23 protein-coding genes and 1 pseudogene are annotated in these 26,291 nt (G+C 71.2%); 12 read left to right on the top strand and 12 right to left on the bottom strand.

Features of this window, described 5'->3' with window-relative positions:
* Positions 1-103: 103 nt before the first annotated feature.
* From frr to AQJ67_RS33445, 8 genes are all read left to right on the top strand, one after another.
* Positions 104-661, top strand: a complete 558-nt coding sequence (gene frr, locus AQJ67_RS33480) for a ribosome recycling factor (protein WP_062723265.1) — start codon at positions 104-106, stop codon at positions 659-661.
* Positions 661-1,827, top strand: a complete 1,167-nt coding sequence (locus tag AQJ67_RS33475; RefSeq protein ID WP_062723112.1) for a phosphatidate cytidylyltransferase — start codon at positions 661-663, stop codon at positions 1,825-1,827. Before frr ends, AQJ67_RS33475 begins: the two co-directional genes overlap by 1 nt.
* A gap of 175 nt (positions 1,828-2,002) precedes the next feature.
* Positions 2,003-2,452, top strand: a complete 450-nt coding sequence (locus tag AQJ67_RS33470; RefSeq protein ID WP_062723264.1) for an SRPBCC family protein — start codon at positions 2,003-2,005, stop codon at positions 2,450-2,452.
* Between the two features lie 183 nt (positions 2,453-2,635).
* A complete protein-coding gene (rlmN, locus tag AQJ67_RS33465) occupies positions 2,636-3,742 on the top strand; it encodes a dual-specificity RNA methyltransferase RlmN (protein ID WP_062723111.1) in 1,107 nt (368 codons plus the stop codon).
* A 283-nt stretch (positions 3,743-4,025) separates the two neighbouring features.
* On the top strand, positions 4,026-5,075 hold the full coding sequence (locus tag AQJ67_RS33460; RefSeq protein WP_062723263.1) for a thiamine ABC transporter substrate-binding protein: 1,050 nt from the start codon (positions 4,026-4,028) through the stop codon (positions 5,073-5,075).
* On the top strand, positions 5,051-6,739 hold the full coding sequence (locus tag AQJ67_RS33455) for an ABC transporter permease (RefSeq protein WP_079056308.1): 1,689 nt from the start codon (positions 5,051-5,053) through the stop codon (positions 6,737-6,739). The genes AQJ67_RS33460 and AQJ67_RS33455 overlap by 25 nt, the downstream gene beginning before the upstream one ends.
* Positions 6,740-7,759 (top strand): ABC transporter ATP-binding protein, encoded by a 1,020-nt coding sequence (locus tag AQJ67_RS33450; RefSeq protein ID WP_062723110.1) that lies wholly within the window; start codon positions 6,740-6,742, stop codon positions 7,757-7,759. It begins immediately after the preceding gene.
* Between the two features lie 25 nt (positions 7,760-7,784).
* Complete coding sequence (locus tag AQJ67_RS33445) at positions 7,785-8,582, top strand: maleylpyruvate isomerase family mycothiol-dependent enzyme (protein WP_062723109.1); 798 nt, start codon at positions 7,785-7,787, stop codon at positions 8,580-8,582.
* 62 nt (positions 8,583-8,644) lie between these two features.
* Here the strand turns inward: AQJ67_RS33445 and AQJ67_RS33440 are convergent, their stop codons facing one another.
* The 7 genes from AQJ67_RS33440 to AQJ67_RS33410 all read right to left on the bottom strand — a co-directional run bounded on the left by AQJ67_RS33440 (position 8,645) and on the right by AQJ67_RS33410 (position 15,420).
* Positions 8,645-9,361, bottom strand: coding sequence for an LAETG motif-containing sortase-dependent surface protein (locus AQJ67_RS33440; protein WP_062723108.1), 717 nt, complete (start codon positions 9,359-9,361; stop codon positions 8,645-8,647).
* A gap of 126 nt (positions 9,362-9,487) precedes the next feature.
* Positions 9,488-10,618: an LOG family protein gene (locus AQJ67_RS33435; protein ID WP_062723107.1), complete on the bottom strand. Its 1,131-nt coding sequence runs from the start codon at positions 10,616-10,618 to the stop codon at positions 9,488-9,490.
* 37 nt (positions 10,619-10,655) lie between these two features.
* Complete coding sequence (locus AQJ67_RS33430; protein WP_062723106.1) at positions 10,656-11,075, bottom strand: VOC family protein; 420 nt, start codon at positions 11,073-11,075, stop codon at positions 10,656-10,658.
* A gap of 128 nt (positions 11,076-11,203) precedes the next feature.
* Complete coding sequence (locus tag AQJ67_RS33425) at positions 11,204-12,601, bottom strand: hypothetical protein (RefSeq protein WP_062723105.1); 1,398 nt, start codon at positions 12,599-12,601, stop codon at positions 11,204-11,206.
* Positions 12,583-13,323, bottom strand: a complete 741-nt coding sequence (locus AQJ67_RS33420; RefSeq protein ID WP_062723104.1) for an ABC transporter ATP-binding protein — start codon at positions 13,321-13,323, stop codon at positions 12,583-12,585. The genes AQJ67_RS33425 and AQJ67_RS33420 overlap by 19 nt, the downstream gene beginning before the upstream one ends.
* Positions 13,324-13,508: 185 nt before the next feature.
* Positions 13,509-14,882 carry an aspartate aminotransferase family protein gene (locus AQJ67_RS33415; protein ID WP_062723103.1) on the bottom strand — a complete coding sequence of 458 codons (1,374 nt, stop codon included), beginning with the start codon at positions 14,880-14,882 and terminating at the stop codon, positions 13,509-13,511.
* A gap of 19 nt (positions 14,883-14,901) precedes the next feature.
* Complete coding sequence (locus tag AQJ67_RS33410) at positions 14,902-15,420, bottom strand: Lrp/AsnC family transcriptional regulator (RefSeq protein WP_048580694.1); 519 nt, start codon at positions 15,418-15,420, stop codon at positions 14,902-14,904.
* A 194-nt stretch (positions 15,421-15,614) separates the two neighbouring features.
* Between AQJ67_RS33410 and AQJ67_RS33405 the strand changes: the two genes are divergently transcribed.
* Together AQJ67_RS33405 and AQJ67_RS33400 are read left to right on the top strand one after the other, a co-directional pair.
* On the top strand, positions 15,615-17,054 hold the full coding sequence (locus AQJ67_RS33405; RefSeq protein ID WP_062723102.1) for a gamma-aminobutyraldehyde dehydrogenase: 1,440 nt from the start codon (positions 15,615-15,617) through the stop codon (positions 17,052-17,054).
* 169 nt (positions 17,055-17,223) lie between these two features.
* Positions 17,224-18,024: pseudogene (locus AQJ67_RS33400) on the top strand (type 2 periplasmic-binding domain-containing protein).
* Positions 18,025-18,057: 33 nt separating this feature from the next.
* Here the strand turns inward: AQJ67_RS33400 and AQJ67_RS33395 are convergent.
* Both AQJ67_RS33395 and AQJ67_RS33390 read right to left on the bottom strand, forming a co-directional pair.
* Positions 18,058-18,927 (bottom strand): PucR family transcriptional regulator, encoded by an 870-nt coding sequence (locus AQJ67_RS33395; protein WP_062723101.1) that lies wholly within the window; start codon positions 18,925-18,927, stop codon positions 18,058-18,060.
* Positions 18,928-19,359: 432 nt separating this feature from the next.
* Complete coding sequence (locus AQJ67_RS33390; RefSeq protein ID WP_062723100.1) at positions 19,360-20,706, bottom strand: diacylglycerol/lipid kinase family protein; 1,347 nt, start codon at positions 20,704-20,706, stop codon at positions 19,360-19,362.
* A 90-nt stretch (positions 20,707-20,796) separates the two neighbouring features.
* Here AQJ67_RS33390 and AQJ67_RS33385 point away from each other — a divergent pair, with 90 nt between their 5' ends.
* Complete coding sequence (locus AQJ67_RS33385) at positions 20,797-21,330, top strand: hypothetical protein (RefSeq protein WP_062723099.1); 534 nt, start codon at positions 20,797-20,799, stop codon at positions 21,328-21,330.
* On the opposite strand, the gene AQJ67_RS33380 is transcribed toward AQJ67_RS33385, so the two are convergent.
* Positions 21,320-22,495 carry a serine hydrolase domain-containing protein gene (locus AQJ67_RS33380; protein ID WP_062723098.1) on the bottom strand — a complete coding sequence of 392 codons (1,176 nt, stop codon included), beginning with the start codon at positions 22,493-22,495 and terminating at the stop codon, positions 21,320-21,322. The genes AQJ67_RS33385 and AQJ67_RS33380 overlap by 11 nt on opposite strands.
* Positions 22,496-22,770: 275 nt before the next feature.
* Here AQJ67_RS33380 and AQJ67_RS33375 point away from each other — a divergent pair, with 275 nt between their 5' ends.
* Entirely contained in the window at positions 22,771-24,468 is a 1,698-nt protein-coding gene (locus AQJ67_RS33375) for a sigma-70 family RNA polymerase sigma factor (RefSeq protein ID WP_062723097.1), read from the top strand.
* Here AQJ67_RS33375 and AQJ67_RS33370 read toward each other — a convergent pair.
* Together AQJ67_RS33370 and AQJ67_RS33365 are read right to left on the bottom strand one after the other, a co-directional pair.
* On the bottom strand, positions 24,413-25,135 hold the full coding sequence (locus AQJ67_RS33370) for a glycerophosphodiester phosphodiesterase (protein WP_062723096.1): 723 nt from the start codon (positions 25,133-25,135) through the stop codon (positions 24,413-24,415). The genes AQJ67_RS33375 and AQJ67_RS33370 overlap by 56 nt on opposite strands.
* A 35-nt stretch (positions 25,136-25,170) precedes the next feature.
* Positions 25,171-26,232, bottom strand: coding sequence for an adenosine deaminase (locus tag AQJ67_RS33365; RefSeq protein ID WP_062723095.1), 1,062 nt, complete (start codon positions 26,230-26,232; stop codon positions 25,171-25,173).
* Positions 26,233-26,291 lie beyond the last annotated feature (59 nt).

Genomic DNA, 26,291 nt, shown 5'->3' with positions numbered 1-26,291 from the left:
GCCGGTCGGGAACCGTGCAGGAAGAAGACGCGACGCAGCCGGCCGCCGCCCCCACCCAGGAACCGCAGCCGGGCCTTTTACTCAAGACACGCAGGAGCAAGTGGTGATCGAAGAGACCCTCCTCGAGGCCGAGGAGAAGATGGAGAAGGCCGTCGTGGTCGCCAAGGAGGACTTCGCCGCGATCCGCACCGGCCGTGCGCACCCGGCGATGTTCAACAAGATCGTGGCCGACTACTACGGTGCGCCGACGCCGATCAACCAGCTGGCTTCGTTCTCCGTGCCGGAGCCGCGCATGGCCGTCGTGACCCCGTTCGACAAGACGGCCCTGCGCAACATCGAGCAGGCCATCCGTGACTCCGACCTCGGCGTCAACCCGAGCAACGACGGCAACATCATCCGAGTGGTGTTCCCCGAGCTCACCGAGGAGCGCCGCCGCGACTACATCAAGGTCGCCAAGAGCAAGGCCGAGGACTCGCGAGTCTCCATCCGCTCCGTGCGCCGCAAGGCTAAGGACGCCATCGACAAGCTGATCAAGGACGGCGAGATCGGCGAGGACGAGGGCCGCCGTGCGGAGAAGGAACTCGACGACACCACGCACAAATACGTCGCGCAGGTGGACGAGCTCCTCAAGCACAAGGAAGCGGAGCTGCTCGAGGTCTGATGAACGACTCTTCCTGGGGGGCACCGCCACAAGCCGGGCAAGCCGGGCAAGCCGGTTACTGGGGGGCCGCCGCACGAGGACCTGTCCAGGGGGCTGCCCCGGCGGGTCCCGCGTACGATGCGCCTGAGGCGCAGCAGACTCGCCCCATGCCCATCGTGCCCGACGTTCCCGCGTATGGCGGAGACCAGGATGACGACCGGGGGGCCGCTCGGCTGAGCGGCCCCTTGTTCCGCGAACAGCCGCCGCACGCGCGGCCGTACGACACGCCGCAGGCGCGGCCCTCCGAGGCGGCGCAGCAGAATCCGGAGCCCATGCCCGACGCCCCACAGCCGGCGCCCCAGCCGCAGAAGAAGAGCGCGGGGCGCGACCTGGGTGCGGCCATAGGAGTCGGCGTCGCGCTCGGTGTGGTGATCGTCGCTTCGCTGTTCGTCGTCAAGGCCGTGTTCGTCGGTGTGGTCGCGGTCGCCGTCGTCGTGGGCCTGTGGGAGCTGACCAGGCGGCTCGAGGAGCGCAAGGGCATCAAGGCGCCGCTCGTTCCGCTCGCGCTCGGCGGTGCGGCGATGGTGATCGCCGGGTATGTCCGGGGTGCCGAGGGCGCCTGGGTGTCGATGGCGCTGACCGCGCTGGCCGTACTGGTCTGGCGGATGACCGAGCCGCCGGAGGGCTACCTCAAGGACGTCACCGCGGGTGTGTTCGCGGCGTTCTACGTGCCGTTCCTGGCGACGTTCGTCGCGATGATGCTGACGGCCGACGACGGGGCCTGGCGGGTCCTGACGTTCCTGCTTCTGACGGTCGTCAGCGACACCGGCGCGTACGCCGTCGGCTGGCGCTTCGGCAAGCACAAGCTCGCTCCGCGTATCAGTCCCGGCAAGACCCGCGAGGGCCTGCTCGGTGCGGTGAGCTTCGCGATGGTGGCGGGCGCGCTGTGCATGGAGTTCCTGATCGACGACGGCACCTGGTGGCAAGGCCTGCTCCTGGGCCTCGCGGTCGCGGCCAGCGCCACGCTGGGCGACCTCGGCGAGTCGATGATCAAGCGGGACCTGGGCATCAAGGACATGGGCACGCTGCTGCCGGGGCACGGCGGGATCATGGACCGGCTGGACTCGCTGCTTCCCACGGCGCCGGTGGTGTGGTTGCTGATGGTGCTGTTCGTGGGCTCCGGCTGACGGCTGGACCAGGCGAAGAGCCAAACCGTGGAGCCCCCGCTCGGCAAGAGCGGGGGCTCCACGGCTTTCCGGCGCCAGGCGTGCGGTGGGCGGTGGGCGGTGTGCGATGGTGCCCCGGGGCGTCCGGTGGGACGATTCCGGTGTACGCCCTCACGGCACCGCAAAGGGGGTCGTCATGGCCATCATCCGAGAAATCATCGACGTCGACCGGCCACCCGGCGAGGTCTACGCGTATGTCACCGACCCGTCCCATCTGCCGGAGTGGCAGCTGAGCGCCGTCTCGGCCGAACAGCTCGACGAAGGGCCGATCCAGACGGGCTCGCGGGTTCGGGTCACCCGGCGCGTCGGCAGCCGCGAGGTTCCGATGACCGTGCAGTTCGACGAACTCGACCCTCCGCACAGCTGGGATCTGCACGGAATCGACGGTCCGGTCAGGCCCCGTACCCACGGTGAGATCGAACCGCTCGACGACGGTCGCCGTTCCCGCGTGACGATCGACATCGACTTCGAAGGGCACGGCCTCGGCAAGGTCCTGGTACCCCTCGTCGTCCGCCCGCAGGTCCGCAAGGAACTCCCGCGCGACGAGCAACTCCTCAAGGACAGGCTGGAGCGCCCGACCGGCTAGCCGTACGCGACGCCGGCCAGTGCGGCGGCGGGAGTGGCGGGCGGGCGGCGTCGGTCATCGGCGGCACGAGGGAGTTCTGACCAGCCTGTTCGCCCCCGCGGGGCGCTGCCGCGGGAGCCGTGGCGCCGTCGCTCGGTGCCAGCGCCCAGGTCACCTGATTGGATCTGCGACACTGGTACAGCCATGCCTAAGCCCGGAGAACTCACTTTCGTCGCCCCGCGCGGAGCCAAGAAGCCGCCGCGGCATCTTGCCGATCTCACGCCCGGTGAGCGTAAGGACGCTGTCGCCGCGATCGGGGAGAAGCCGTTTCGTGCCAAGCAGCTTTCGCAGCACTACTTCGCGCGGTACGCGCACGACCCGGAGCAGTGGACCGACATCCCGGCCGGTTCGCGGAACAAGCTGCGGGAGGAGCTGTTTCCCGAGCTGATGACCGTCGTACGGCATCTGTCGACGGACCAGGGCGACACCCGCAAGACGTTGTGGCGGCTGTTCGACGGGACGCTCGTCGAGTCGGTGCTGATGCGGTATCCGGACCGGGTGACGATGTGCATCAGTTCGCAGGCCGGGTGCGGGATGAACTGTCCGTTCTGTGCCACCGGGCAGGCGGGTCTCGACCGGAATCTGTCGACCGCCGAGATCGTGCATCAGATCGTGGACGGGATGCGGGCGCTGCGGGACGGGGAGGTCCCCGGGGGGCCTGCCCGGCTGTCCAACATCGTCTTCATGGGGATGGGCGAGCCGCTCGCCAACTACAACCGGGTCGTGGGTGCCGTTCGGCGGCTCACCGACCCCGAGCCGGACGGGCTCGGGCTGTCCCAGCGCGGGATCACCGTGTCGACCGTCGGGCTCGTGCCGGCCATCCACCGGTTCGCCGACGAGGGCTTCAAGTGCCGGCTCGCGATCTCACTGCACGCGCCCGACGACGAGCTGCGCGACACCCTCGTCCCCGTGAACACACGGTGGAAGGTGCGTGAGGTGCTCGACGCCGGCTTCGAGTACGTCGGCAAGAGCGGACGGCGGCTGTCGATCGAGTACGCCCTGATCCGCGACATCAACGACCAGGCCTGGCGTGGTGACCGGCTCGGGCGGCTGCTCAAGGGCAAGCCCGTGCATGTCAATCTCATTCCGCTGAACCCGACTCCCGGGTCCAAGTGGACCGCCTCCCGGCCCGAGGACGAGAAGGCGTTCGTCGAGGCCATCGCCGCGCATGGTGTGCCGGTGACGATTCGGGACACCCGTGGTCAGGAGATCGACGGAGCGTGCGGACAGCTCGCCGCGACCGAGCGGTAGTCTGGCCACCGTAAGACTGTCGTAAGTACATCTTCATATTCCGACAGGGGAGCGCCACAGCGCTGAGAGTGCGGCAATCGGGCCGCAGACCCTCTGAACCTCGCCCAGGTCATTCTGGGTAGGAAGTTCGGTCACTACTCAAGCTGTTGCGCCCTGCCCGGGACCCCTCAGGGGTCGTGGGCAGGGCCGCGTCTCTTCCTGGTCACCCAGGAGGAATTCAGTGAGCAACACCCACAAGAGGATCGCTCATCAGCGGTTCGCGGCCGTCGTCGTGGGCCTCGGCATGGTCGGTCTGTCCGCCTGCGGGTCGTCCGACTCCCCGGGCTCCGAATCCGGCGGCTCCGGCTCCGGTTCCAAGACCGTCACGCTGGTCGCCCATGACTCGTGGGCCGTCTCGAAGAACGTCATCGCCGCGTTCGAGAAGCAGTCCGGCTACAAGGTCAGGGTCCTGGAGGACGGGGACGCCGGGCAGGCCGTGAACAAGGCCATCCTCACCAAGGACAACCCGCAGGGCGACGTCTTCTTCGGCGTCGACAACACCCTGCTCTCGCGTGCCCTCGACAACGACCTGTTCCAGTCGTACGAGCCGAAGGGCGCCGACAAGATAGAGGCCCGGTACCGGGCCGACCAGGACAAGCACCGGGTCACCCCGATCGACACCGGCGACATCTGCGTCAACTACGACAAGGCGTACTTCAGCGAGCACAAGCTCGCCCCGCCGACCTCGTACGACGACCTGATCAAGCCCGCCTACAAGAACCTCCTCGTCACCGAGAACGCCTCCACCTCCTCGCCGGGCCTCGGCTTCCTGCTCGGTACCGCCGCCAAGTACGGCGACGACGGCTGGGAGGGGTACTGGAAGAAGCTCAAGGCGAACGGCGTGAAGGTCGTCGACGGCTGGGAGCAGGCCTACAACGAGGAGTTCTCCGGCTCCGCCGGCGGCAAGAAGGCCAAGGCCGACCGGCCGCTGGTCGTGTCGTACGCCTCCTCGCCGCCCGCCGAGGTGATCTACGCCGACCCGAAGCCGACGACCGCGCCGACGGGGGTCGCGGCCGGCACCTGCTTCCGGCAGGTCGAGTACGCGGGCCTGCTGAGCAACGCCAAGAACGCCGAGGGCGGCAAGGCGCTCCTCGATTTCCTGCTCACCAAGACCTTCCAGGACGACATGCCGCTGAACATGTTCGTCTACCCGGTGGTGGAGGGCGCGCAGGTGCCCGAGGAGTTCACCAAGTACGGGCCGCAGGCCAAGGATCCCGAGACCATGGACCCGGCGAAGATCGCCGACAACCGTGACGACTGGGTCAAGTCGTGGACCTCGCTCGTACTGAAGTAGCGGCCCCGGCTTCGGCTCCCCGCAGGAGGGCCACGCGGAGCGCGGCGGTGCGGCTCGGCCTCATCGCCGTGCCCGTCGCGTTCTTCGCGGTCTTCTTCGCCTACCCCGTCGCCGCGATCGTCGCGCGCGGTCTCCAGGTCGACGGGGTATGGCAGTTCGGGCGCCTCGTGGACGTCCTCGGGCAGTCGGACATCCGGCACGTCCTGTGGTTCACGACCTGGCAGGCGCTCGCCTCCACCGCGCTGACCCTGCTGATCGCGCTGCCCGGCGCCTACGTCTTCGCCCGCTTCGACTTCCCCGGCAAGCACATCCTGCGTGCCGTCGTCACCGTCCCCTTCGTACTGCCGACGGTCGTCGTCGGTACGGCGTTCCTCGCGCTCCTCGGCCGCGGCGGACTCCTCGACGAGCTGTGGGGCGTACGGCTGGACACCACCGTGTGGGCCATCCTGCTCGCGCACGTCTTCTTCAACTACGCCGTCGTCGTACGGACCGTCGGCGGCCTCTGGGCGCAGCTCGACCCGCGGCAGGAGGAGGCCGCGCGGATGCTCGGGGCGTCCCGCCTCACCGCATGGCGGACCGTCACCCTGCCGGCCCTCGGGCCCGCCGTGGCCGCCGCCGCGCTCATGGTCTTCCTGTTCACCTTCACCTCCTTCGGTGTGGTGCAGATCCTCGGCGGCCCGACCTTCTCCACCCTCGAAGTCGAGATCTACCGGCAGACCTCGGAGATCTTCGACCTGTCCACCGCCGCCGTCCTGACGATCATCCAGTTCCTCGCGGTGGGCGCGATCCTCGCCGTGCACGCCTGGACGGTACGGCGGCGGGAGAGCGCCCTGCGTCTGGTGGACGCCTCGGTCACCGCGCGGCGGCCGCGCGGGGCGGGGCAGTGGGCGCTGCTGGCCGGCGTCCTGGTCGTCATCGTCGTACTCCTGCTGCTGCCCCTCGCCGTGCTGGTGCAGCGGTCGCTGGACGCGCCCGACTTCGGCTACTACCGGGCGCTGACCGACGCCGACGGCGGGGTCTTCCTGGTCCCGCCGATCGAGGCGATCGGCAATTCGCTCCAGTACGCCGTCGTGGCCACGCTCATCGCCGTGCTGATCGGCGGGCTGGCCGCGGCCGCGTTGACCCGCCGGGACGCGGGCCGGTTCGTACGGGGCTTCGACGCGCTGCTGATGCTGCCGCTCGGGGTGTCCGCGGTGACGGTCGGCTTCGGGTTCCTGATCGCCCTGGACGAGCCGCCGCTGGACCTGCGCAGCACCTGGATCCTGGTGCCGCTGGCGCAGGCGCTGGTCGGGGTGCCCTTCGTCGTACGGACCATGCTGCCCGTGTTGCGGGCCGTGGACCAGCGGCTGCGCGAGGCGGCCTCCGTGCTCGGGGCATCGCCCTGGCGGGTCTGGCGCGAGGTGGATCTGCCGATGGTGCGGCGGGCGCTGCTGATCGCGGCCGGGTTCGCCTTCGCGGTGTCGCTCGGGGAGTTCGGGGCGACCGTGTTCATCGCGCGGCCCGACAACCCGACGCTGCCGGTCGCCGTGGCCCGGCTGCTGGGGCGGGCCGGCGAGCTCAACTACGGCCAGGCGATGGCCCTTTCGACGGTACTGATGGTGGTGTGCGCGGTGGCGTTGCTGGTGCTGGAGCGGCTTCGTACGGATCGGACGGGGGAGTTCTAGATGCTGTTGAGCCTGGCGGGTGCGACCGTACGGTTCGACGGGCGGCCCGTGCTGGACCGCGTCGACCTCGATGTCGCCGAGCACGAGATCGTGTGTGTGCTCGGGCCGAGCGGCAGCGGCAAGTCGACGCTGCTGCGGGCGGTGGCGGGGCTGCAACCCCTCGATGCCGGGCGGGTGTCGCTCGACGGCCGGGACCAGGCGGCTGTGCCCGCGCACAAGCGGGGCGTCGGGCTGATGTTCCAGGACCATCAGCTGTTCCCGCAGCGGGACGTCGGCGGCAACGTGGCGTTCGGGGCGCGGATGCACGGTGCCTCGAAGGGGGAACAGGCCGAGCGGGTACGGGAGTTGCTCGACCTGGTCGGGCTGCCGGGCGCCGCCCGTCGTGCCGTGGCCTCACTCTCCGGCGGGGAACAGCAGCGGGTGGCGTTGGCCCGGGCGCTCGCCCCCCGGCCACGGCTGCTGATGCTGGACGAGCCGCTGGGCCAGCTCGACCGCTCGCTGCGGGAGCGGCTCGTCGTCGAACTCCGGGAGCTGTTCGGCCGGTTGGGCACCACCGTGCTGGCCGTGACGCACGACCAGGGCGAGGCCTTCGCGCTGGCCGACCGGGTCGTGGTGATGCGGGACGGGCGGATCGCCCAGAGCGGGACGCCGCTGGAGGTGTGGCAGCGGCCCGTGGACGAGTTCGTGGCACGCTTCCTCGGGTTCGACAACGTGGTCGAGGGCACCGTCGCCGGGGAGGCCGCGGACACGCCCTGGGGGAAGCTGCCGGTGGGTGAGGGCGCCGCACAGGGGTCGCGGACGCTGCTCGTCCGGCCGGCCGGCGTACGGCTCGTGGCCCCCGACGAGGGACTGCGCTGCACGGTCACGGCCCGCACCTTCAAGGGCACGCATGTCGCCGTGCACCTCCAGCCGGAGGACGCGCCGCGCCTCGAAGCGGCGTGCGCGCTGCGGAACGCGCCCGGGGTCGGGGACGAGGTCGGGGTGGAGTTCGACGCGGCCGAAATTGTCGTGCTGGGCTGATCGTCCGGCACATAGGGTGCGGGGCATGACGCCGCTCCCGCACGATCGCTACTGTGACGAAATCGCCCATCAGGTTGGCCTGTTGAGGGCCGTGGTGACCTCCGGCGCCGACCTGTCCGCCACCGTGCCGACCTGCCCGGACTGGTCACTGGAACAGCTCGTACGGCATGCCGGCGGCGCCCTGCGCTGGGCAGAGCTGCTGGTGCGGACGCGGACGCAGGAGGAGGTCGCGGAGGGGCAGGTGCCCAAGGCCGACGGCCCCGAGGGGGAGGGCGACCCCGCCGCGCTCGACGCCTGGCTCACGGAGACCGGCGAGATGGTCGTCGCCGCGCTGCGGGAGGCCGGCCCGGATGCCAATGTGTGGAGCTGGACCGGGGTGTGCAACGCCGGGTTCTGGGCCCGCCGTATGGCCCACGAGATCACGATCCACCGCGCGGACGCGACGCTCGCCGCCGGGCAGCCCTACGAGGTCGCCCCGGACATCGCCGCCGACGCGATCGACGAGTGGCTGGAGATCGTGGAGTGGGCCCAGCGGACGCTGCCGGACGATCCCTCGCGGGAGTTGCGCAGGCCGGGCGGCAGCATTCATCTGCACGCCACCGACGACACGGCTGACGTGCACGCGGAGTGGCTGATCGATCTCTCCGAGGACGTCATCGGCTGGCGGCGTGGCCACGAGAAGGCGACCGTCGCGCTCCGCGGCACGCTCACCGACGTACTCCTCGCCTTCTACCGTCGGCTGCCGCTGGACAGCCCGGAGTTGGAGGTCCTCGGCGAGCGGGAGTTGCTGGAGTTCTGGCTGGAGCGGGCGACCTTCGGCTGACAGGCGAACGGCCCGCCCCCGGGAACGGGGACGGGCCACAAGGGCGTTGCTGTGCGGGCGGGTCAGCGGTCGCTGCTCGCCCCGCGACGGCGCAGGCCGAAGAAGACCGCGCCGCCACCGACGGCGACCAGGGCGACCGCGATGCCGGCGATCAGGCCGGTGTTGGAGTTCGCGCCGGTCTCGGCGAGGTTGGAGTCGTCGCTCGCCGGGGACGGGGCGCTGCTGGCCGTGTCCGCGGGGGCGGTGCTCTCGCTCTCCGAGGGCGTCGGGGCCGGGGAGTCGGTCTCCTCGGCCGGGGTGGACGCGGAGTCCGACGGGGTCGGGGTGTCCGACGGGGCCGGCGGCTCCTCCTCGTCCTTCTTGCAGGCCGTGGACGGCGTCGTCAGGTTCGGCTCGATGTCCTCGTCGACATAGCCGCCGGCCTTGACGTGGACGCGGTACTCGGCGTCCGGCTTCCAGTCCTCGGCAAAGGTGATGGTGACACCCTCGCGCGAGCCCTTGACCACCTGCTCGCCGACCTTCTTCAGGTCGGCGCCGTTGTTCTGCAGGAAGACGCTCACGGTCGCCGGGACACCGCTGGGGTCGACGTCGGTGACCGTGATGACACCCTTGTCGCCGTCGCACTTGGCTTCGGCGGAGAATTCACTGATGTTGCACGCGAGCGCGTTGCCCGCGAAGCCGAGCGCGAGCGCGGCCGAGGCGGAGGCAACACCAAGAGCGCGCACGGAACGCGCGACAGTACGGCGGTTTATGGACACTTTTGTCCTTACGAGTTGCATCACTGAGGGGGGTTGAACGAGGCGGTGACGTGACATCACCGTCCCCAGGAGTCTCACAGGTTTATAAGCGTGGCATAAGCAGTGTCAACGCATATGCCGCCCACAGCCGTTGGCTTTGCCCTCTTATTAATCGCTGAGACGTTTCAGCGCCGCCGGAGCCTCCTCGATCCGGTCGACCAGGGCGATACGGGACTCCATCGACCGCTCCCGGGCGAGTGCCTGCAGCAGCGGCCAGGTCGGCAACTTCTCCGTCCAGTGGGCCCGGTTCACGAGCACCATCGGGGTCGGCTCGCCGCGCGACTCGTAGTAGTTCGGCGTGGCGTTGTCGAAGATCTCCTGCACGGTGCCGGCGGCCCCCGGCAGGAAGACGACGCCCGCGTTCGAACGGGCCAGGAGGCCGTCCTCGCGGGTGGCGTTGGCGAAGTACTTGGCGATGTGGGAGGCGAAGGGGTTCGGCGGCTCGTGGCCGTAGAACCAGGTCGGGATGCCGACGGAGCGGCCGCCCTTCGGCCAGCGCGCACGGACCTCGAAGGCGGCCGTCGCCCACTCGGTGATCGACGGGGTGAACAGGGGCGCCTTCGCCAGCAGCCGGAGCGCGTCGGTGAGCATCTCGTCGTCGTACGGGGCGGCGTACGCGCCGAGGTTGGCCGCCTCCATCGCGCCCGGACCGCCGCCGGTGGCGACCGTGAGTCCGGCACGGGCCAGCTCCCGGCCGAGCCGCGCGGCACCCTCGTACGCCTCCGTGCCGCGCCGCATCGCGTGGCCGCCCATGACGCCCACCACCCGTGCCCCGGCGAGGAGTTCGTCCAGCGCGTCCGACACGGAGTCGTCGTGGACCGCGCGCAGCATGGAGGCGTAGACGTCACCGTCGGCCTTGGTCCGCTGGAACCAGGCGTAGGCGACGGCGTCGGGCGTGTTCTCGTAGCCGTCCGGGCCGTCCGTCAGGGAGGCGAAGAGCTCGTCGGGGGAGTAGACCAGCCCCCGGTAAGGGTCGAAGGGCAGGCTCGGGATCGGCGGGAAGACGAGGGCGCCGTCCGTGCGGACCTTCGCCGCGGCCTCCTCGCGCATCGGGCAGCCGAGGAAGAGGGCGCCCGCGGCGCTGGTGGTGAGCAGCTCGCGCGTACGGTCCGTCAGATCGACGGCCTGGACACGGAATCCGGCGAGGGAGCCGCGCGCCGACACGGTCGCGTCGAACTCCTCGAGCGTCTCTATCTCACGGTCGTTGTGGTGGGCCGCATGGGCGGGCATCGTCTGCACCCGCCCATGCTAGGCACCGTGGATGGGACGGCCCGCGTCAGCCCTCGATGGCCGACGGGTCCATCCAGACGACCTCCCAGGTGTGGCCGTCGAGGTCGTCGAAGGCGCGGCCGTACATGAAGCCGTGGTCCTGGGTCTCGCCGGCTACGGAACCGCCCGCGGCGAGCGCCTTGTCGACCAGCTCGTCGACCTTCTCGCGGCTCTCGGCGCTCAGCGCGATCAGCACCTCGCTGCTCTTCGTGGCGTCCGCGATCGGCTTCTTCGTGAACTGGGCGTACTTGTCGTGGGTGTGCACCATCGCGACGATGGTCTCGCTGATCACGACCGAGGCCGTCGTGTCGTCGCTGAACTGCTCGTTGATCGAGTAGCCGAGCTCCGTGAAGAACTTCTTTGAGGCGCCGAGGTCGTTCACGGGCAGGTTGACGAAGATCATCTGCTGGTACGCGGGGGCGGTCATCGTGGTCTCTCCCATCGGGGTGTCTGCTGTTCGGTGGGGTAGACCGGGGGTCCGAGCGGAACTCATCGCCGTGCGGAGATTTTTTCGTACGAGTTCTCCGACGACTTTTCCGGCGCCTGTCGTCGGCTTCAGCGGGCTGCCAGAGGCAGTGCGGCCAACTCGGCCACGATCAGGGTGAGCGGGCAGAAGAAGGCGAGCAGGGCGCCGGCGCGCAAGGCCGCCGCGCTGCGCAGCAGTGTGGTCGGGGCGCCGAGACGGAGCAGCGCGGCCGTGGTGTCGGCGCGGGCCTGCTTGGCCTCCACGGCGGCCGTGAGCAGCGTGGCCACGGTGCAGCCGGTGACCAGGACGGCGCCGAGGGTGGTGAGCGGGCCGACGGCGGCGGTGGCCGCGGGGGCGGAGAGCGGGGCCATGGCGTACGCCGCGGAGGCCACGGCGCAGACGACGCCGAGGGGGCGGCCGATGCGGGTGGCCTCCTCCATCAGGACCCGGCCCGCGAGGAGACGTACGGCGCCCGGGCGTACGGACTGCAGGAGCCGGCCGCAGAAGTGGGTGAGGCCGGGGGCGGCCAGGGCCAGCCCGAGCGCGGCCAGGAGCCAGCCGGCCAGGACGCCGGCGGGGCCGGTCGGCAGGGCGGAGGGCAGCGTGAGGGCGCCGGTCGCCGCACGGGCGGCGTAGGCCTCCACGGCCAGGCCCGCGGCGAGGACGGCGATGCCCCAGGGGAGGCCTGCGGGGGGTTTGCGGGGGGCCGGGAGGTGGGCCGCTGCGTCCAGCGTTTCCGCCCTCGCCGCCGTTTCCGCCGTCTCCTCGGCCGCGGTCGCGGTCGCGGCCGGCGTGGCGGTCGGTTCGGTTTCCGGGCCTGGATCTGCCGCCGGCCCGGCGCCGCCCCTGTCCGGGGCGCCACGCCGTCGCGCCCCGAACCGCCCGTAGGCTCCGAACGTCTCCCGTGCCACCGCCCTGCCGTACGCCCCGAAGCGGCGGTACGACCTCCCTTCGGCGCCCCGTGCCCCGGCGGGTCCGGCTTCCTTCGGGCGCAGGGCGAGGGCCACCGTCGTCGACGCGGTCGCCGGGACCAGGGTCAGCAGGGTCAGGGCGGCCGGCAGGGGCAGGGGGGCGTCCGCCGCGAGGAACTGCGCGGCCGCGCCGTCGAAGGGCATGCCGGTCAGGTCGCCGCGCAGATGGAGGAAGACCAGCAGGGCGAGCATCGAGCCGAGGGTGCAGGACAGGGCGGTGGTGGTGGCCGAGACCAGCATCAGGCGGGCCGGGCCGAGGCCGATCGCCGCGAGGCCGGGGCGGGGTCTGGTGCCCGGGTCGGTGCGGGCCACGGCCACCGCGAGGTGGATCGTCGCGGCCAGCGGAGGCAGGCACCAGGCCAGACGCAGGATCGCCGCGCCGGGGTCGGCGTGGGACAGCGCGTACCCGAGGGCGCTCAGCAGCAGGAAGCCCGTGCCCGCCGAGGCCGCCGCCACGAGCAGACGGCGCAGCTGTACGGCGGGCCGGCCGGTTCGGGTCAGACGGAGAGCGAGCACGCCGCCCGGCCTTCCGTCGCGGTGACCGGCGGCAGGTGCACCGTGTTGACGCGCCGTCCGTCGAGGAGGGCGACGGTGCGGTCGGCGAAGGCCGCGTTCTCCACGTCGTACGTGGTCAGGACGACGGTGATGCCGTGCGAGCGGGCCGCTGTCGTCAGGGTGCGCAGGACGTGGGCGCGGTCGGCGCGGTGCAGCGGGGCCGTCGGTTCGTCGGCGAACAGGACCGTCGGTGAGGGGGCGAGCGCCCGGGCGATGCAGACGCGCTGCCGTTCGGCCTGGACCAGCTGGTGCGGGCGCTTGCGGGCCGACTCGCCGACGTCCAGGCGGTTCAGCCACTCCAGCGCGGCCGTCTTGGCGCGACGGCGACTGGTGCCGCGCAGCATCAGGGGGAGGGCGGCGTTCTCCCAGACGTTCAGCTCCGGGACGAGCGTCGGGGTCGGGTCGATCCAGGTGAAGCGGTCGCGGCGGAGCCGTTCGCGGGCCAGCGGGCCCATGGTGTGCACCGGGACGCTGTTGAACCAGACCTCGCCGCGCACCGGGGGGACCAGGCCGGACAGACACCGCAGGAGAGCCGTCTTGCCGCTGCCGCGCGGGCCGGTGACGGCGAGGATCTCGGCCTCGCGCACTCCGAGCGAGACCCCGCCGAGCGCGGGGGAGCCGTCGCGGTGCGTGAAGTGCAGCGCGCGTGCCCAGAGCACGTCGTTGTCCGGCGGAGCCTCCATGGGCGTACACCTCGTCAGATCCGTAGTTCCCGCGTTCGTTCCCCCGTGCGGGGGAACGAAGACAGGGCCGATCGGTTACCAGGCACGCTAAGGATCCGGGACCGGAACGAGGGACAGCACGCGGCGGGGGTGCACCCTTCTCACTCCTACGGGTGCACCCCCGCCGTCGTACGAACCTCGTGCGGCTAGAGCTTGGTCCACGCCTCCGACAGGGTCGCCCGCAGGATCTGCTCGATCTCGTCGAACGTCTCCTGGTTGGAGATCAGCGGCGGAGCGAGCTGCACGACCGGGTCACCGCGGTCGTCGGCACGGCAGTACAGGCCGTTGTCGAAGAGGGCCTTGGAGAGGAAGCCGTAGAGAACCCGCTCGGTCTCCTCCTCGTTGAAGGACTCCCTGGTGTTCTTGTCCTTCACCAGCTCGATGCCGTAGAAGAAGCCGTTGCCGCGGACGTCGCCGACGATCGGCAGGTCGTGGAGCTTCTCCAGGGTCGAGCGGAAGGCGCCCTCGTTGTCGAGGACGTGCTGGTTGAGGCCCTCGCGTTCGAACAGGTCGAGGTTGGCGAGGCCCACCGCGGCCGACACGGGGTGCCCGCCGAAGGTGTAGCCGTGCAGGAAGGTGTTGTCGCCCTTGTAGAACGGCTCGGCGAGGCGGTCGGAGACGATGCAGGCGCCGATCGGGGAGTAGCCCGAGGTCATGCCCTTGGCGCAGGTGATCATGTCCGGGACGTAGCCGAACTTGTCGCAGGCGAACGTCGTGCCGAGGCGGCCGAAGGCGCAGATGACCTCGTCCGACACGAGCAGCACGTCGTACTGGTCGCAGATCTCACGCACCCGCTGGAAGTAGCCGGGCGGGGGCGGGAAGCAGCCGCCCGCGTTCTGCACCGGCTCCAGGAAGACCGCGGCGACCGTGTCCGGGCCCTCGAAGAGGATCTGCTGCTCGATCTGGTCGGCGGCCCAGCGGCCGAAGGCCTCCGGGTCGTCGCCGTGGATCGGGGCGCGGTAGATGTTGGTGTTCGGGACCTTGTGCGCGCCCGGGACGAGGGGCTCGAACGGCGCCTTCAGACCGGGCAGGCCCGTGATGGACAGGGCGCCCTGCGGGGTGCCGTGGTAGGCCACCGCACGGGAGATCACCTTGTACTTGGTGGGCTTGCCGACCAGCTTGAAGTACTGCTTGGCGAGCTTCCAGGCGGTCTCGACCGCCTCACCGCCGCCGGTGGTGAAGAAGACCTTGTTGAGGTCGCCCGGTGCCTCGTGGGCCAGCCGCTCCGCCAGCTCCACGGCCTTCGGGTGCGCGTAGGACCACACCGGGAAGAACGCCAGCTCCTGAGCCTGCTTGAACGCGGTCTCGGCCAGCTCGACGCGGCCGTGCCCGGCCTGCACCACGAACAGGCCGGCGAGCCCGTCGAGGTAGCGCTTGCCCTTGTCGTCGTAGATGTGGGTGCCCTCGCCCCGGACGATGGTCGGGACGGGGGAGTTCTCGTACGAGGACATGCGCGTGAAGTGCATCCACAAGTGGTCGTACGCGGTCCTGCTGAGGTCCTGAGGGCTGTTGCTGCTCACGGTTATCGGGTCCTCACGGTTATCGGGTTCCCCACATGTAGGTCTGCTTCTTGAGCTTGAGGTAGACGAAGCTCTCGGTCGAGCGCACTCCGGGGACGGCCCGGATGCGGCGGTTGATGACGTCCAGGAGGTGGTCGTCGTCCTCGCAGACGATCTCCACCATCAGGTCGAAGGACCCGGCGGTCATCACCACGTACTCGCATTCGGACATGGCGGTCAGTGCGTCGGCCACCGACTCCACATCGCCCTCGACGTGGACACCGACCATCGCCTGCCTGCGGAAGCCCACGGTGAGCGGGTCCGTGACGGCGACGATCTGCATCACGCCCTGGTCGAGCAACTTCTGGACGCGCTGGCGCACGGCCGCCTCGGACAGGCCCACTGCCTTGCCGATGGCGGCGTACGGCCGGCGGCCGTCCTCCTGGAGTTGTTCGATGATGGCGAGGGAGACGGCGTCCAGCTGGGGACCGCCGCCGTTCCTGGACTCGCGGGAGTCCCTGTGCTCTGCGCTTCGACTGGCCACGACGTCACTGTGCACGACGTCTCGACTGTTCCGCAAGGCCGGAGCGATGAAATTCGTTGTTTACGCGACTGAGACTTGCGGATTTCGCAGTCTTGCCGGGATCAGGGGTGTTGAAAACGTGGCCCGGCCGACTAGGGTAGGTGTCTCAGTAACTGGACAACCAGGACTGACAGCCAACAGCAGTGAAACCACCTGACAGGAGGCCGGCAGTGAGCACCGAGCTGCGTCGTCTGCGCAACTACATCGACGGTGAGTTCCGGGACGCCGCCGACGGACGGACCACCGACGTGGTCAACCCCGCGACGGGCGAGGCGTACGCGACCGCGCCGCTGTCCGGGCAGGCGGACGTCGACGCCGCGATGGAAGCCGCCGCCCGGGCCTTCCCCGGCTGGCGTGACACGACGCCCGCGGAGCGGCAGAAGGCCCTCCTGAAGATCGCGGACGCGTTCGAGGACCGGGCCGAGGAGCTCATCGCGGCCGAGGTGGAGAACACGGGCAAGCCGATCGGGCTGACCCGCTCCGAGGAGATCCCGCCGATGGTGGACCAGATCCGCTTCTTCGCGGGCGCGGCGCGGATGCTGGAGGGCCGCTCGGCCGGTGAGTACATGGAGGGCCTCACCTCCATCGTCCGCCGTGAGCCGGTCGGGGTGTGCGCGCAGGTCGCGCCCTGGAACTACCCGATGATGATGGCCGTATGGAAGTTCGCGCCGGCCATCGCCGCGGGCAACACCGTGGTGCTGAAGCCGTCGGACACCACTCCGGCCTCGACGGTCCTGATCGCCGAGATCATCGGGGCGATCCTGCCGAAGGGCGTCTTCAACGTCGTCACGGGTGACCGTGACACCGGCCGCCTCATGGTCGAGCACCCGACGCCGGCGATGGCCTCCATCACCGGCTCCGTGCGCGCCGGCATGTCGGTCGCCGAGTCGGCCTCCAAGGACCTCAAGCGGGTCCACCTGGAGCTGGGCGGCAAGGCGCCGGTCGTCGTCTTCGACGACACCGACATCGCCAAGGCCGTCGAGGACATCTCCGTCGCGGGCTTCTTCAACGCCGGTCAGGACTGTACGGCCGCCACGCGCGTGCTCGTCCAGGAAGGCATCCACGACGAGTTCGTGCAGGCCCTCGCGAAGGCCGCCGCCGACACGAAGACGGGCCAGCCGGACGACGAGGACGTGCTGTTCGGCCCGCTCAACAACCCCAACCAGCTCAAGCAGGTCTCCGGGTTCATCGAGCGGCTGCCGGCCCACGCCAAGGTCGAGGCCGGTGGCCACCAGGTCGGTGAGAAGGGGTACTTCTACGCGCCGACCGTGGTGTCCGGGCTGAAGCAGGACGACGAGATCATCCAGAAGGAGGTCTTCGGTCCTGTCATCACCGTCCAGTCCTTCTCGGACGAGGAGCAGGCCGTCGAGTGGGCCAACGGCGTGGAGTACGCGCTGGCTTCGTCCGTGTGGACGAAGGACCACGGGCGGGCGATGCGGATGTCGAAGAAGCTGGACTTCGGGTGCGTGTGGATCAACACGCACATTCCGCTGGTCGCGGAGATGCCGCACGGTGGGTTCAAGAAGTCGGGGTATGGCAAGGACCTTTCGGGATACGGGTTCGATGACTACACGAGGATCAAGCACGTGATGACGTCTCTGGACGCGTAGTTCGTCGAGTACGGGCGCGTGGGGGCTGGTCGCGCCCCCGCGGCGGAGCCGCAATTCGATACAGCCCCGCGCCCCTTGGCGGCGTGATCGGCAGGGTGTCCGGTCGGGGCCGTCCTGCTTGACGGGGCGTCCATTGCCCGGCCGGTGGCCGCGGCGGCATGCTTCCGCAATGGCCCTCCCCTCGATGAACTCGCCGCTCGCCCGTCGGACCTTGCTGCGTGTTCTCGGTGGGGGGCGCCGCGCTCGGCGGGCTCGCAGGCTGCGGGGTGCGGCCCGCCTATGTGTCGCCCGGCGACCGGGCCGCCACCGATGTGTCCGCCACGGACAAGCGGCTGACGTGGGCGAACTGGCAGTCCCGCCCTGATGAACCACCAGCGCACCGGCCGCGATCTCGTCGTCATCAGTGACTGGATGTGCGCCCGGTTCCTACGGCTGGGCTGGGTACAGGAGATGGACCGGGCGCGGCAGCCGAACGTGACCAAGTACCTGGACCCGCTGCTGCGGCCCCCCGCCTTCGACCCCGGGCGGAAGTACACAGTGCCGTGGCAGTCCGGTATCACCGGCATCGCGTACAACCGCCGCCGGTTGGGGCGTGACATACGCGGCGTGTCCGAGCTGTGGGCGAGCGACCTCAAGGGCCGGGTGACGCTCCTCTCCGGACTCGACGAGGCCTTCGCGCTGCTCATGCAGGGCAACGGCGTCGACATCACGCGGTGTACGGCGGACGACTTCCACACCGTCTGCGACCAGGTCGAGGAACAGGTCCGCGAGGGCCAGATCCGGCGCTTCACCGGCAGCGACTACATCAAGGACCGCCGCCGCCCAGGACGAGGAGACGGCCGCGCTGGCCGAGGACCCGCTGATCTTCCTGGGCCCGGCGATGCGCCGACGGCTGGCCGTCGCGCGGGACATCACGTCGGAGGAGCGGGTGGGGTTCGGGAAGCGGTGGAACGCCATCGCGGGGTTGTAGCGGGGCCTACTGCTGCGGGGTTGTAGGCGGGGCCTACCGCTCTTCCTGGTCACGGAGGTCGAGGATCAGCAAGGCCGCCGCGAGCTGGGCCGGGTTGTCGTCGAGTTTGGTGGCTGACAGGGCGTCGGCCCGGGCGATGCGGCGTTCGACGGTGTTGCGGTGGGCGTAGAGGCGGGAGGCGCCGCGGGTCGTGTTGAAGCCGCACTGGATGTAGGTCAGGACGGTCCGGCGCAGAGTGCGGTCCGCCTGAGCCAGCTCGCCGAGGGTGCGGGTCACGAAGGTGTCCGCCACCTCGCGGTCCCGGGTCAGTACGTCCACCAGTTCGACGTCGGCGAACCGGGTGACGCGCCGCGGTGACCCCAGCCGGATCAGCACCGCCTGGGCCGCGAGCGCCTCACCGTGGCTCGTGCGGAACCCCTCGATCCCGTACGCCGTGCGCCCGATCGTGGCCTGGACGCCGTCCACCCCGCCGAGGCAGCCGAGGAGCTCGTCCTCGGACCCGGAGGGAACCCAGATCCAGCGGGCCGCGACGCTGGCGGCCGCGACCAGCAGCCCATGGCCTATTGGACTCCGGGCGATCTGTTCCACCGCCCGGTCGAGCCCCGGCCGATCCGTGGCGGTCCACAGGATCAAGGCCGTGTGCCGGCGGGCGAGCCGGTAGCCGAGCTGGGCCTCGGCCAGCTCCGGCGCGATCGGCGCTCCGCCGACGATCAGCTCGATGGCCGCCAGCGCCTGCGCGTCGGCCGTCGCCGCGTGATCCTCCAGCCCGGCCAGCCGCAGCGCCTCGACGGAGTCCGTCGCGAACTGGAAGATCGACTGCGACGCGATGTCGAGGACCTCGGTGAGCAGCGCCGGATCGTCGGTCTGGGCCAGACACGCGGAGACCCACCGCCGCCACGCCACGGCGACCGCCGCGCGCCAGGCGCCGGCGAAGTCCGGGCTGATGCCCGCCGGCGGAGATCCCGGACGTAGGTGAGCGCCTCCGGTCCGACGTAGGGCTCGACCCGGCGGCCCGGGCGGTGGATGTTGGAGGTCAGCCACTGGACCAGATCGGCCCGGTTGACCTGCCGGTCCTCCTCGGCCAGTGCGGCGCCGATGATCACGATGTCGAAGTACTCGGCGGAACCGTCCGCTTCGGCCATGCCACTACCGCCTTCGGGTCGCTGGGAAGCACGTGGAGAAGTACGTGATCCCAACGGTGCGCGCGGCGCCCCTTGGCGGACAACGCCGTCACGCCCCGTCTTCACGGCGCCTTGGTGCAAACTGCACCATCCGGCGGGTTGCACCATCCGGCGGGCTGCACCGTCCGGCGGGTGGCAAGGGCCCCGGTCGAGGTCAGGGCCGCCGGTGGTGCACCGCCGTCCGCCCCACCGTCGCCGCCAGCTTCCGCAGTCGGCGCCAGTCCAGGCGGGGCGCGGGCTGGGGGGTGCCGGGGCGTTTGCGGGGGACGCGGACGCGGAGGGCGCCGGGGGCGATGCGGCAGTGGACCGGGGTGGGGAGGACGAGGGCCTCGCCGTCGACGCCGGCCTCGATCTCCGCGCGGTCGGCCTCGACGACCACGTGGGGTGCGGTCAGGATGGTCAGGCCGCCCGGTGCCGGGTCGAGCAGCAGGCCGGCGGCCTCGGCCGCGTTGTCCACCCGGATGCCCAGGACGCCGAGGACCGCGGCGTCGAGGCGGTCGCGGCGGCCCAGGCCGAAGGGGTCGTCCGTGCGGTAGGGGTTGTTGCTGACCAGCACGGCGTGCGGGGCGTCGAGGGTCCGGTCCGCCGCGTGGGCGGTGAGCCGCGCGCCCTGCTGCCGGGTGAGCAGGTCGGGCAGCAGCTCCAGGCTGGTGCCGATCTTGTCGTCCCGGTAGCCGGGGCTCTGCACGATGGCCGCGTACGCCCCGAAGGAGGCGTTGTTGACGAAGGGCCGGCCGCCCGCGTAGCCGAGGTCGACACGCAGTTCCACGCCGTCGGTGAGCGCGTCGAGACAGCTGGAGGGATCCTCGCGGTCCAGGCCCAGGTCCATGGCGAAGTGGTTGCGGGTGCCGGCGCTGATCACCAGGAACGGGATGTCGTACGCGGCGGCGACGCCCGCCACCAGCGCCTGGGTGCCGTCGCCGCCCGCGACGCCCAGCAGGTCGGCGCCCTCGTCCACGGCCTTGCGGGCCAGGGCGGTGACGTCCTGGTGCTCGTCGGGGTCGAGCAGGATGACCCGGGCGCCGAGGCGCTCGGCCTTCTCCTGGAGCGAGTGGCGGACCACCTTGCCGCCGCCGGAGCGCGGGTTCATGATCAAATACGGCCGCCTGGGCGCCGGCGCCTTGCGCTCCCGCATCACCCGCACCCGGGAACTGCCCGTGCCCCGCAGCGCGTACCGGCCGCTCCACACGGCCACCGCCCACAGCGCCACGGATGCCAGCAGCGCCCAGAACAGGGTGGCCGCGAACAGGGCGACGAGCGCGGCGGGCAGGGCCACGGCGACGACGGCCGCCGCCCAGCGCAGCGGGCCGCGCAGGGTGAGCGTCCACCACACCGCGACCGCGCTGAGGCCCAGCCCCGCCGCGCCTGCCACCAGCAGCAGAACCCCGCCGACGCCGCCGTACGCGAGCGGCACCAGCACCGCGAGCCCCGCGGCGGCCAACGCCGTCCGCGCCGCCCACCGCTGTGCGCGGTAGGCCCGCCCGCTCAAGTCCAGGGCCATGATTCCTCCGTTCACCGCGGACATCGTAGGACCGGTCCGAGGCCGGAGGGCGTTTTTGAACACGTTCAACCATGGGCGTAGGCTGGCCCCATGAGCGACAGAGCCGCCCTGCTCAAGGGCATCCGCGTCTGGCTGGCCTTCTTCGTCGTCTGCCTGGTGCTCAGCGGCGCCACGGCCTTCCCCCTCGTCCACGAACTGCGCTGGACCGAGGACCTGTTGCGCGCCCTGTCCGTGCCGGAGCACCTGCCCGGCCTCATGGACTGGATCGAGCGGGTGCGGCGCGGCCTCGACGCCGCCGACGCCGACCACCCCTTCCTCCTCTACGGCACCGACTGGCTGGCCTTCGCGCATCTCGTCATCGCCGTCGCCTTCTACGGCCCCTACCGCGACCCGGTCCGCAACATCTGGGTCGTCGAGTTCGGGATGATCGCCTGCGTGGGCATCGTCCCGCTGGCCCTGATCTGCGGGCCGATCCGCGACATCCCCTTCTGGTGGTCGGTGATCGACATGTCGTTCGGCGTCTTCGGGATCGTCCCGCTGTACGTCGTACGCAAGAAGATCAAGCGGCTGGAGGCGCTGACGGCACCGGTGGTGCCGCCGGCCTCCGTCGCCGTCAGCGGTTGAACGCGGGGAAGGCGAAACGCTGGGCGATGGCCAGACCGTCGCCCTTCGCGTCGGTCGAGTTGACCGAGTAGACCACCGTGCGGGACAGGTCACGGGTGGCCGCGACGACGGTGTGATAGCCGGGGCGGGCGCCCGTCTTGGCCCAGATGACCTTGCCGTTCAGCTCGAAACGCTGGAGCCCGGCACTCATGGTGGCCCCGCTGACGTCCGGGACCGTGAACATCTCCGTCAGCTGCGGCTCGGGCACCACCCGGCCGCGGAACAGGGCGAACAGCAGCCGTTCCAGGTCCGCCGTCGTCGAGACCATGTCGCCGGCCGCGAACCGGTCGGACATGTTCCACTCGGTCACGTCGACGAGCCGGCCGTCGATCCAGTCGTAGCCGCGGTTGTGCGGCCCGTGCACACGGGGGTCCGGGCCGGCCGGGAACGAGGTGTGCCGCATGCCGAGCGGGCGGAAGATCCGTACGGCCGCCTGGTGGGCGTACGAGTCGCCGGTGACCTTCTCGATCAGCATGCCCAGCACGGTGTAGTGGATGTTGCCGTACCGCTGGTGCTCGCCGGGCGCGTGGTCGGGGTCGGGGCCCTTGGCGACCGACGCGGCCACCACCTCCTCGGGGGTCAGCGTCTCGAAGCGGTGCGGGTAGCCGTCGTCGACGTCCTCGCCGAGGGAGGCGCCCGGCTGGAGGCCGCTGGTGAAGTTCAGCAGCTGCCGTACGGTGATCGGCGCGAAGTCCTTCGTGAGCAGGCCCGGCAGATACCGCTGCACCGTCCCGTCGAGGGAGATCCGCCCCTCGGCCGCGAGCTGGAGCACCAGCGCCGACGTCACGATCTTCGTCGTCGAACCGGCCCGGAAGCGGGCGTTCTCCAGCGCCGGCGCCCCGGTTCTCATGTCCCGCACGCCGGCCACCCCGTGCCAGCTCCCCTTGCCGCCCACACGGATCAGCGCGGCCGTCGCGTCCTGGTCGGGCAGTCCGGCGAGCGCCGCGCACAGGGCCTTCACATCCGGGCCGTCCGGCTTGGCGGCCTCGATCGCCTGCGCGGAGCACGACGACGAGGGCGACGAGGACGACGCGGGCCGCGCGGACGCCGCACCGGCCAGCGGCAGCGCGGTCAGGGTCAGCGCGAGCGCGGCGGTGACAAGGGAGGGAAGCGGGCGTACGGGCATCTGCTGCTCCTGAGGTCGACGGGAAGTACGTGATCATCGTCGGGGCGGGACGGGCCCGGCCGAATCGTCGGCGAGGAGGGGCCCGACCCTGGGCGAGACCCGGAGCAAGTGCCGTACGGAACAAGGGTGTTGTAAGGGATCGCCCTTACGGGCCGCCGACTGCCGAAAAAGTGTTATCCCCGCTCCCTTCACCGCGTCTCCACTCCGGAAGCGGAATGTGATCTCCGATATAGCCACCGGGGCTGGTCAGGCAGGAAGGTGCGTACGGGCAGCAGATGACCTGGGAGAGGACGCACGTGGACGAGAGAGCCGGCAGGCAGTGGCGCTCCACCATCGCGGCGGCGCAGGCCGGGGACCGGCAGGCGCTGGACGAGCTGGTCGAGGGGTGGCTGCCGCTGGTCTACAACGTGGTCGGGCGCGCTCTGAACGGCCATGCCGACGTCGACGACGTCGTCCAGGAGACCATGCTGCGCGCCGTCGGCAACCTCGGCTCGCTGCGGGACCCGGACAGCTTCCGCTCCTGGCTCGTCGCCATCGCCATGCGGCAGATCCGGGACCGGGCGCGCCGCAGGCAGACCGCGCGACTGGAGGAGTCGGCGGCGCGCGAGGCCACCGACTTCGCCGAACTCACCGTGCTGCGGCTCCAGTTGGAGGGACAGCGGCGCGAGGTCGCCGAGGCCGTGCGCTGGCTGGACGACGAGGACCGGCAACTGCTGTCGCTGTGGTGGCTGGAGGTCGCGGGCGAGCTGACCCGGCGCGAACTGGCCGCCGCGGCCGGGATCAGCCGGCAGCACGCCGCCGTCCGCGTCCAGCGCGTGAAGGAACGGCTGGAGACCGCGCGCGGCATCGTGCGGGCGCTGGACGGCGCCTGCCCCGGCCTGCGTGAGGTGACCGCCCGCTTCAGCGGCCGCCCCGACTCGGTCTGGCGCAAGCGGCTGGCCCGGCACATCAGGGGCTGCGGCTACTGCGGCGACACCCCCGAGGCCGTCGTACCGGCGGAGCGCCTCCTCGTCGGCATCGCCCTCGTCCCGATCCCCGTCGGCTTCACGCTCTCCCTCGCCCTCGGCGGCAAGACGGCGGCCGCCGCCACGGTCACGGCGACCTCCGTCGGCTGGTCCGCGAAGGTGATGGCCGCGCTCACCCAACCCGCCGTGGCGGTCACGGCCGGCGCGACGCTCGTCGCGGGCGGCGCCTACGTCGTCACCCAGACCCCGGACACCCCGCCGCCCGCGGCGGCACCCACAGCCGCGAGCACGGTACGACCGCCGTCGCCCACACCGTCCCCGACCACCCCTACGGCCACGTCCTCGCCGTCACCGTCGCCCTCGCAGACCCGGAAGACCGAGCTGTACGGCACCGTCGTGGACGCCGTCGACCGGGCCCCCGACCCGAACGCCGAGCCCGCCGCCCTGCCGCACCGCCCCGAGTCGGGCATCACCAGCACCGGCGGCCCCCACGCCGTGATGAACCACCGCGGCGACACCGTCACGCTCACCGGGCAGGGCTATGTCCTCGTCCGCTGGCAGATCTCACCGCAGTACCGGGCGGGCAGCCTCGTCATGCCGACCTGGACCGGCCTCAAGGGCGAGCTGTTCCATGTGGCCTCCGGCGGCGGCCGCCGTATGGACGACCGGACCAGCGACACCGACACCTCCGCCACCGGCATGGGCAACGCGACCACCGGCTACGTCGTCCCGCCGCCCGGCACCCAGCAGATGTGGCAGAACGAGTACTTCTACCTCGACGGCAGCGTCACCCTCACCCAGAACGAACGCGGCGCCGACTACGGCCTCAACGTCTTCCCCTCGGACTGGGCCGCCGCCGACAAGGACATCAACCAGGGGCCGCCCGACGGCGCGATCCGCTACGGCCTCGTCCGCGACACCGGCGAGGACGACACACCCGTCCCGCAGTACCTCACCCGAGAGACCCCCGCGGACGCGGCGACCGTGCCTCAGCGGTCCCGCGTGTAGCGAGCAGGACGTCGATGCGGTTCGTCGTGATCGAGTCGGCGCCGAGGTCCAGCAGACGGCGCATGGAGCGCCGGGTGTCCGGGGTCCAGACGGACAGGAGGTAGCCGGCGCGGTGGACGCGTTCGGCGACGGCGCGGTCGACCAGGCTGAAGCGGTAGTTGAGCCAGCGCGGGCGTACCGCGTCGAGCAGGCCCGCGCGGGGCGGGGCCAGCGTCGTCCAGGTCAGGGCGATCTCGGCGGCCGGGTCGGCGGCGCGCACGGCGAGCATGGCCGGGGCGCCCGCGCAGTAGTAGACGCGGTCCTGCGCCCCGCACGCGCGGACGACCTCCACGACCCGGCGCGCGGCCCGGACATCGGGCGTGCCCGGCAGATCCAGCATCACCCGGCTGTCGCCGCACGCCGCCAGTGCCTCCTCCAGCGTCGGCACCCCGCCCGCCGTCAGCCCCCGCACCTCGGCCGACGACAGCGCGAGCAGCGGACGGTCCTGCTCCCACAGCCGCTTCAGGGCCTCGTCGTGCAGGAGCATCGGCACGCCGTCCTTGGTGAGACGTACGTCGATCTCCACCGCGTCCGCGCCCCGTCGCAGCGCGGAGCGCAGGGAGTCGAGGGTGTTCTCGCGGACGCGGTAGGGGTCGCCGCGGTGGGCGACGGCGGTCACGTTCTGCATGGGGCCATTGTGGTGGGGGGCGGGGGCCGGGCGGGTCAGGGGGCGAGCCAGTCCGTGGTGTACGTGTCGATCTCGGCCGCGATCCGGGCCTTGCCGGGCTCGTCGAGGAAGGAGGCGTCGACGGCGTTCTTGGCGAGGTCGGCCAGGCCGCGCTCGTCGAGGTCGAGGAGGCGGGCGGCGACGGCGTACTCGTTGTTGAGGTCGGTGCCGAACATCGGCGGGTCGTCGGAGTTGATGGTGACGGCGACGCCGGCCTTCGCGAACTCCTTGAGCGGGTGCTCGTCGATCGTGCGGACCGCGCGCGTGGCGATGTTGGAGGTCGGGCACACCTCCAGCGGGATCCGGTGCTCGGCGAGGTGCGCGAGCAGCTTCGGGTCCTGGGCGGAACTGGTGCCGTGTCCGATGCGCTCGGCGCGCAGGTGGGTCAGGGCGTCCCAGACGGTCTCGGGACCGGTGGTCTCACCGGCGTGCGGCACGGAGTGCAGTCCGGCGGCGATGGCCCGGTCGAAGTACGGCTTGAACTGGGGCCGCGGCACGCCGATCTCGGGCCCGCCGAGCCCGAACGACACCAGGCCCTCCGGGCGCAGCCGGTCGTCCGTGGCGAGCCGTACCGTCTCCTCGGCGGACTCCAGTCCGGCCTCGCCCGGGATGTCGAAGCACCAGCGCAGCACGGTCCCGAACTCGGCCTCGGCCGCCTTGCGGGCGTCCTCGATCGCCGCCATGAAGGCGCCGGCCTCGATGCCGCGGCGGGTGGAGGAGAACGGGGTGATGGTCAGCTCGGCGTAGCGCACCTGCTGACGGGCCAGGTCGCGGGCCACCTCGTAGGTGAGCAGCCGGACGTCCTCCGGGGTGCGGATCAGATCCACCACGGACAGGTACACGTCGATGAAGTGGGCGAAGTCCGTGAACGTGAAGTAGTCGACCAGGGCCTCGGGGTCCGTGGGGACCTTGGAGTCGGGGTGGCGGGCGGCCAGGGCCGACACGATCCGGGGGGAGGCGGATCCGACGTGGTGCACGTGCAGTTCGGCCTTGGGCAGTCCGGCGATGAAGGCGTGCAGGTCACGCGGGACGCCGGCGTCGACGAGATGGTCGGTCAAGGTTCCTCCCCGGGAACGGCGTCCCCGTGGCCGGCTGCGTGAGCGGCGGGGACGCGGGT

It is taken from the genome of Streptomyces caeruleatus, from assembly GCF_001514235.1.
Lineage (GTDB): Bacteria > Actinomycetota > Actinomycetes > Streptomycetales > Streptomycetaceae > Streptomyces > Streptomyces caeruleatus.
This window is presented reverse-complemented; position numbering and strand designations above follow the sequence as displayed.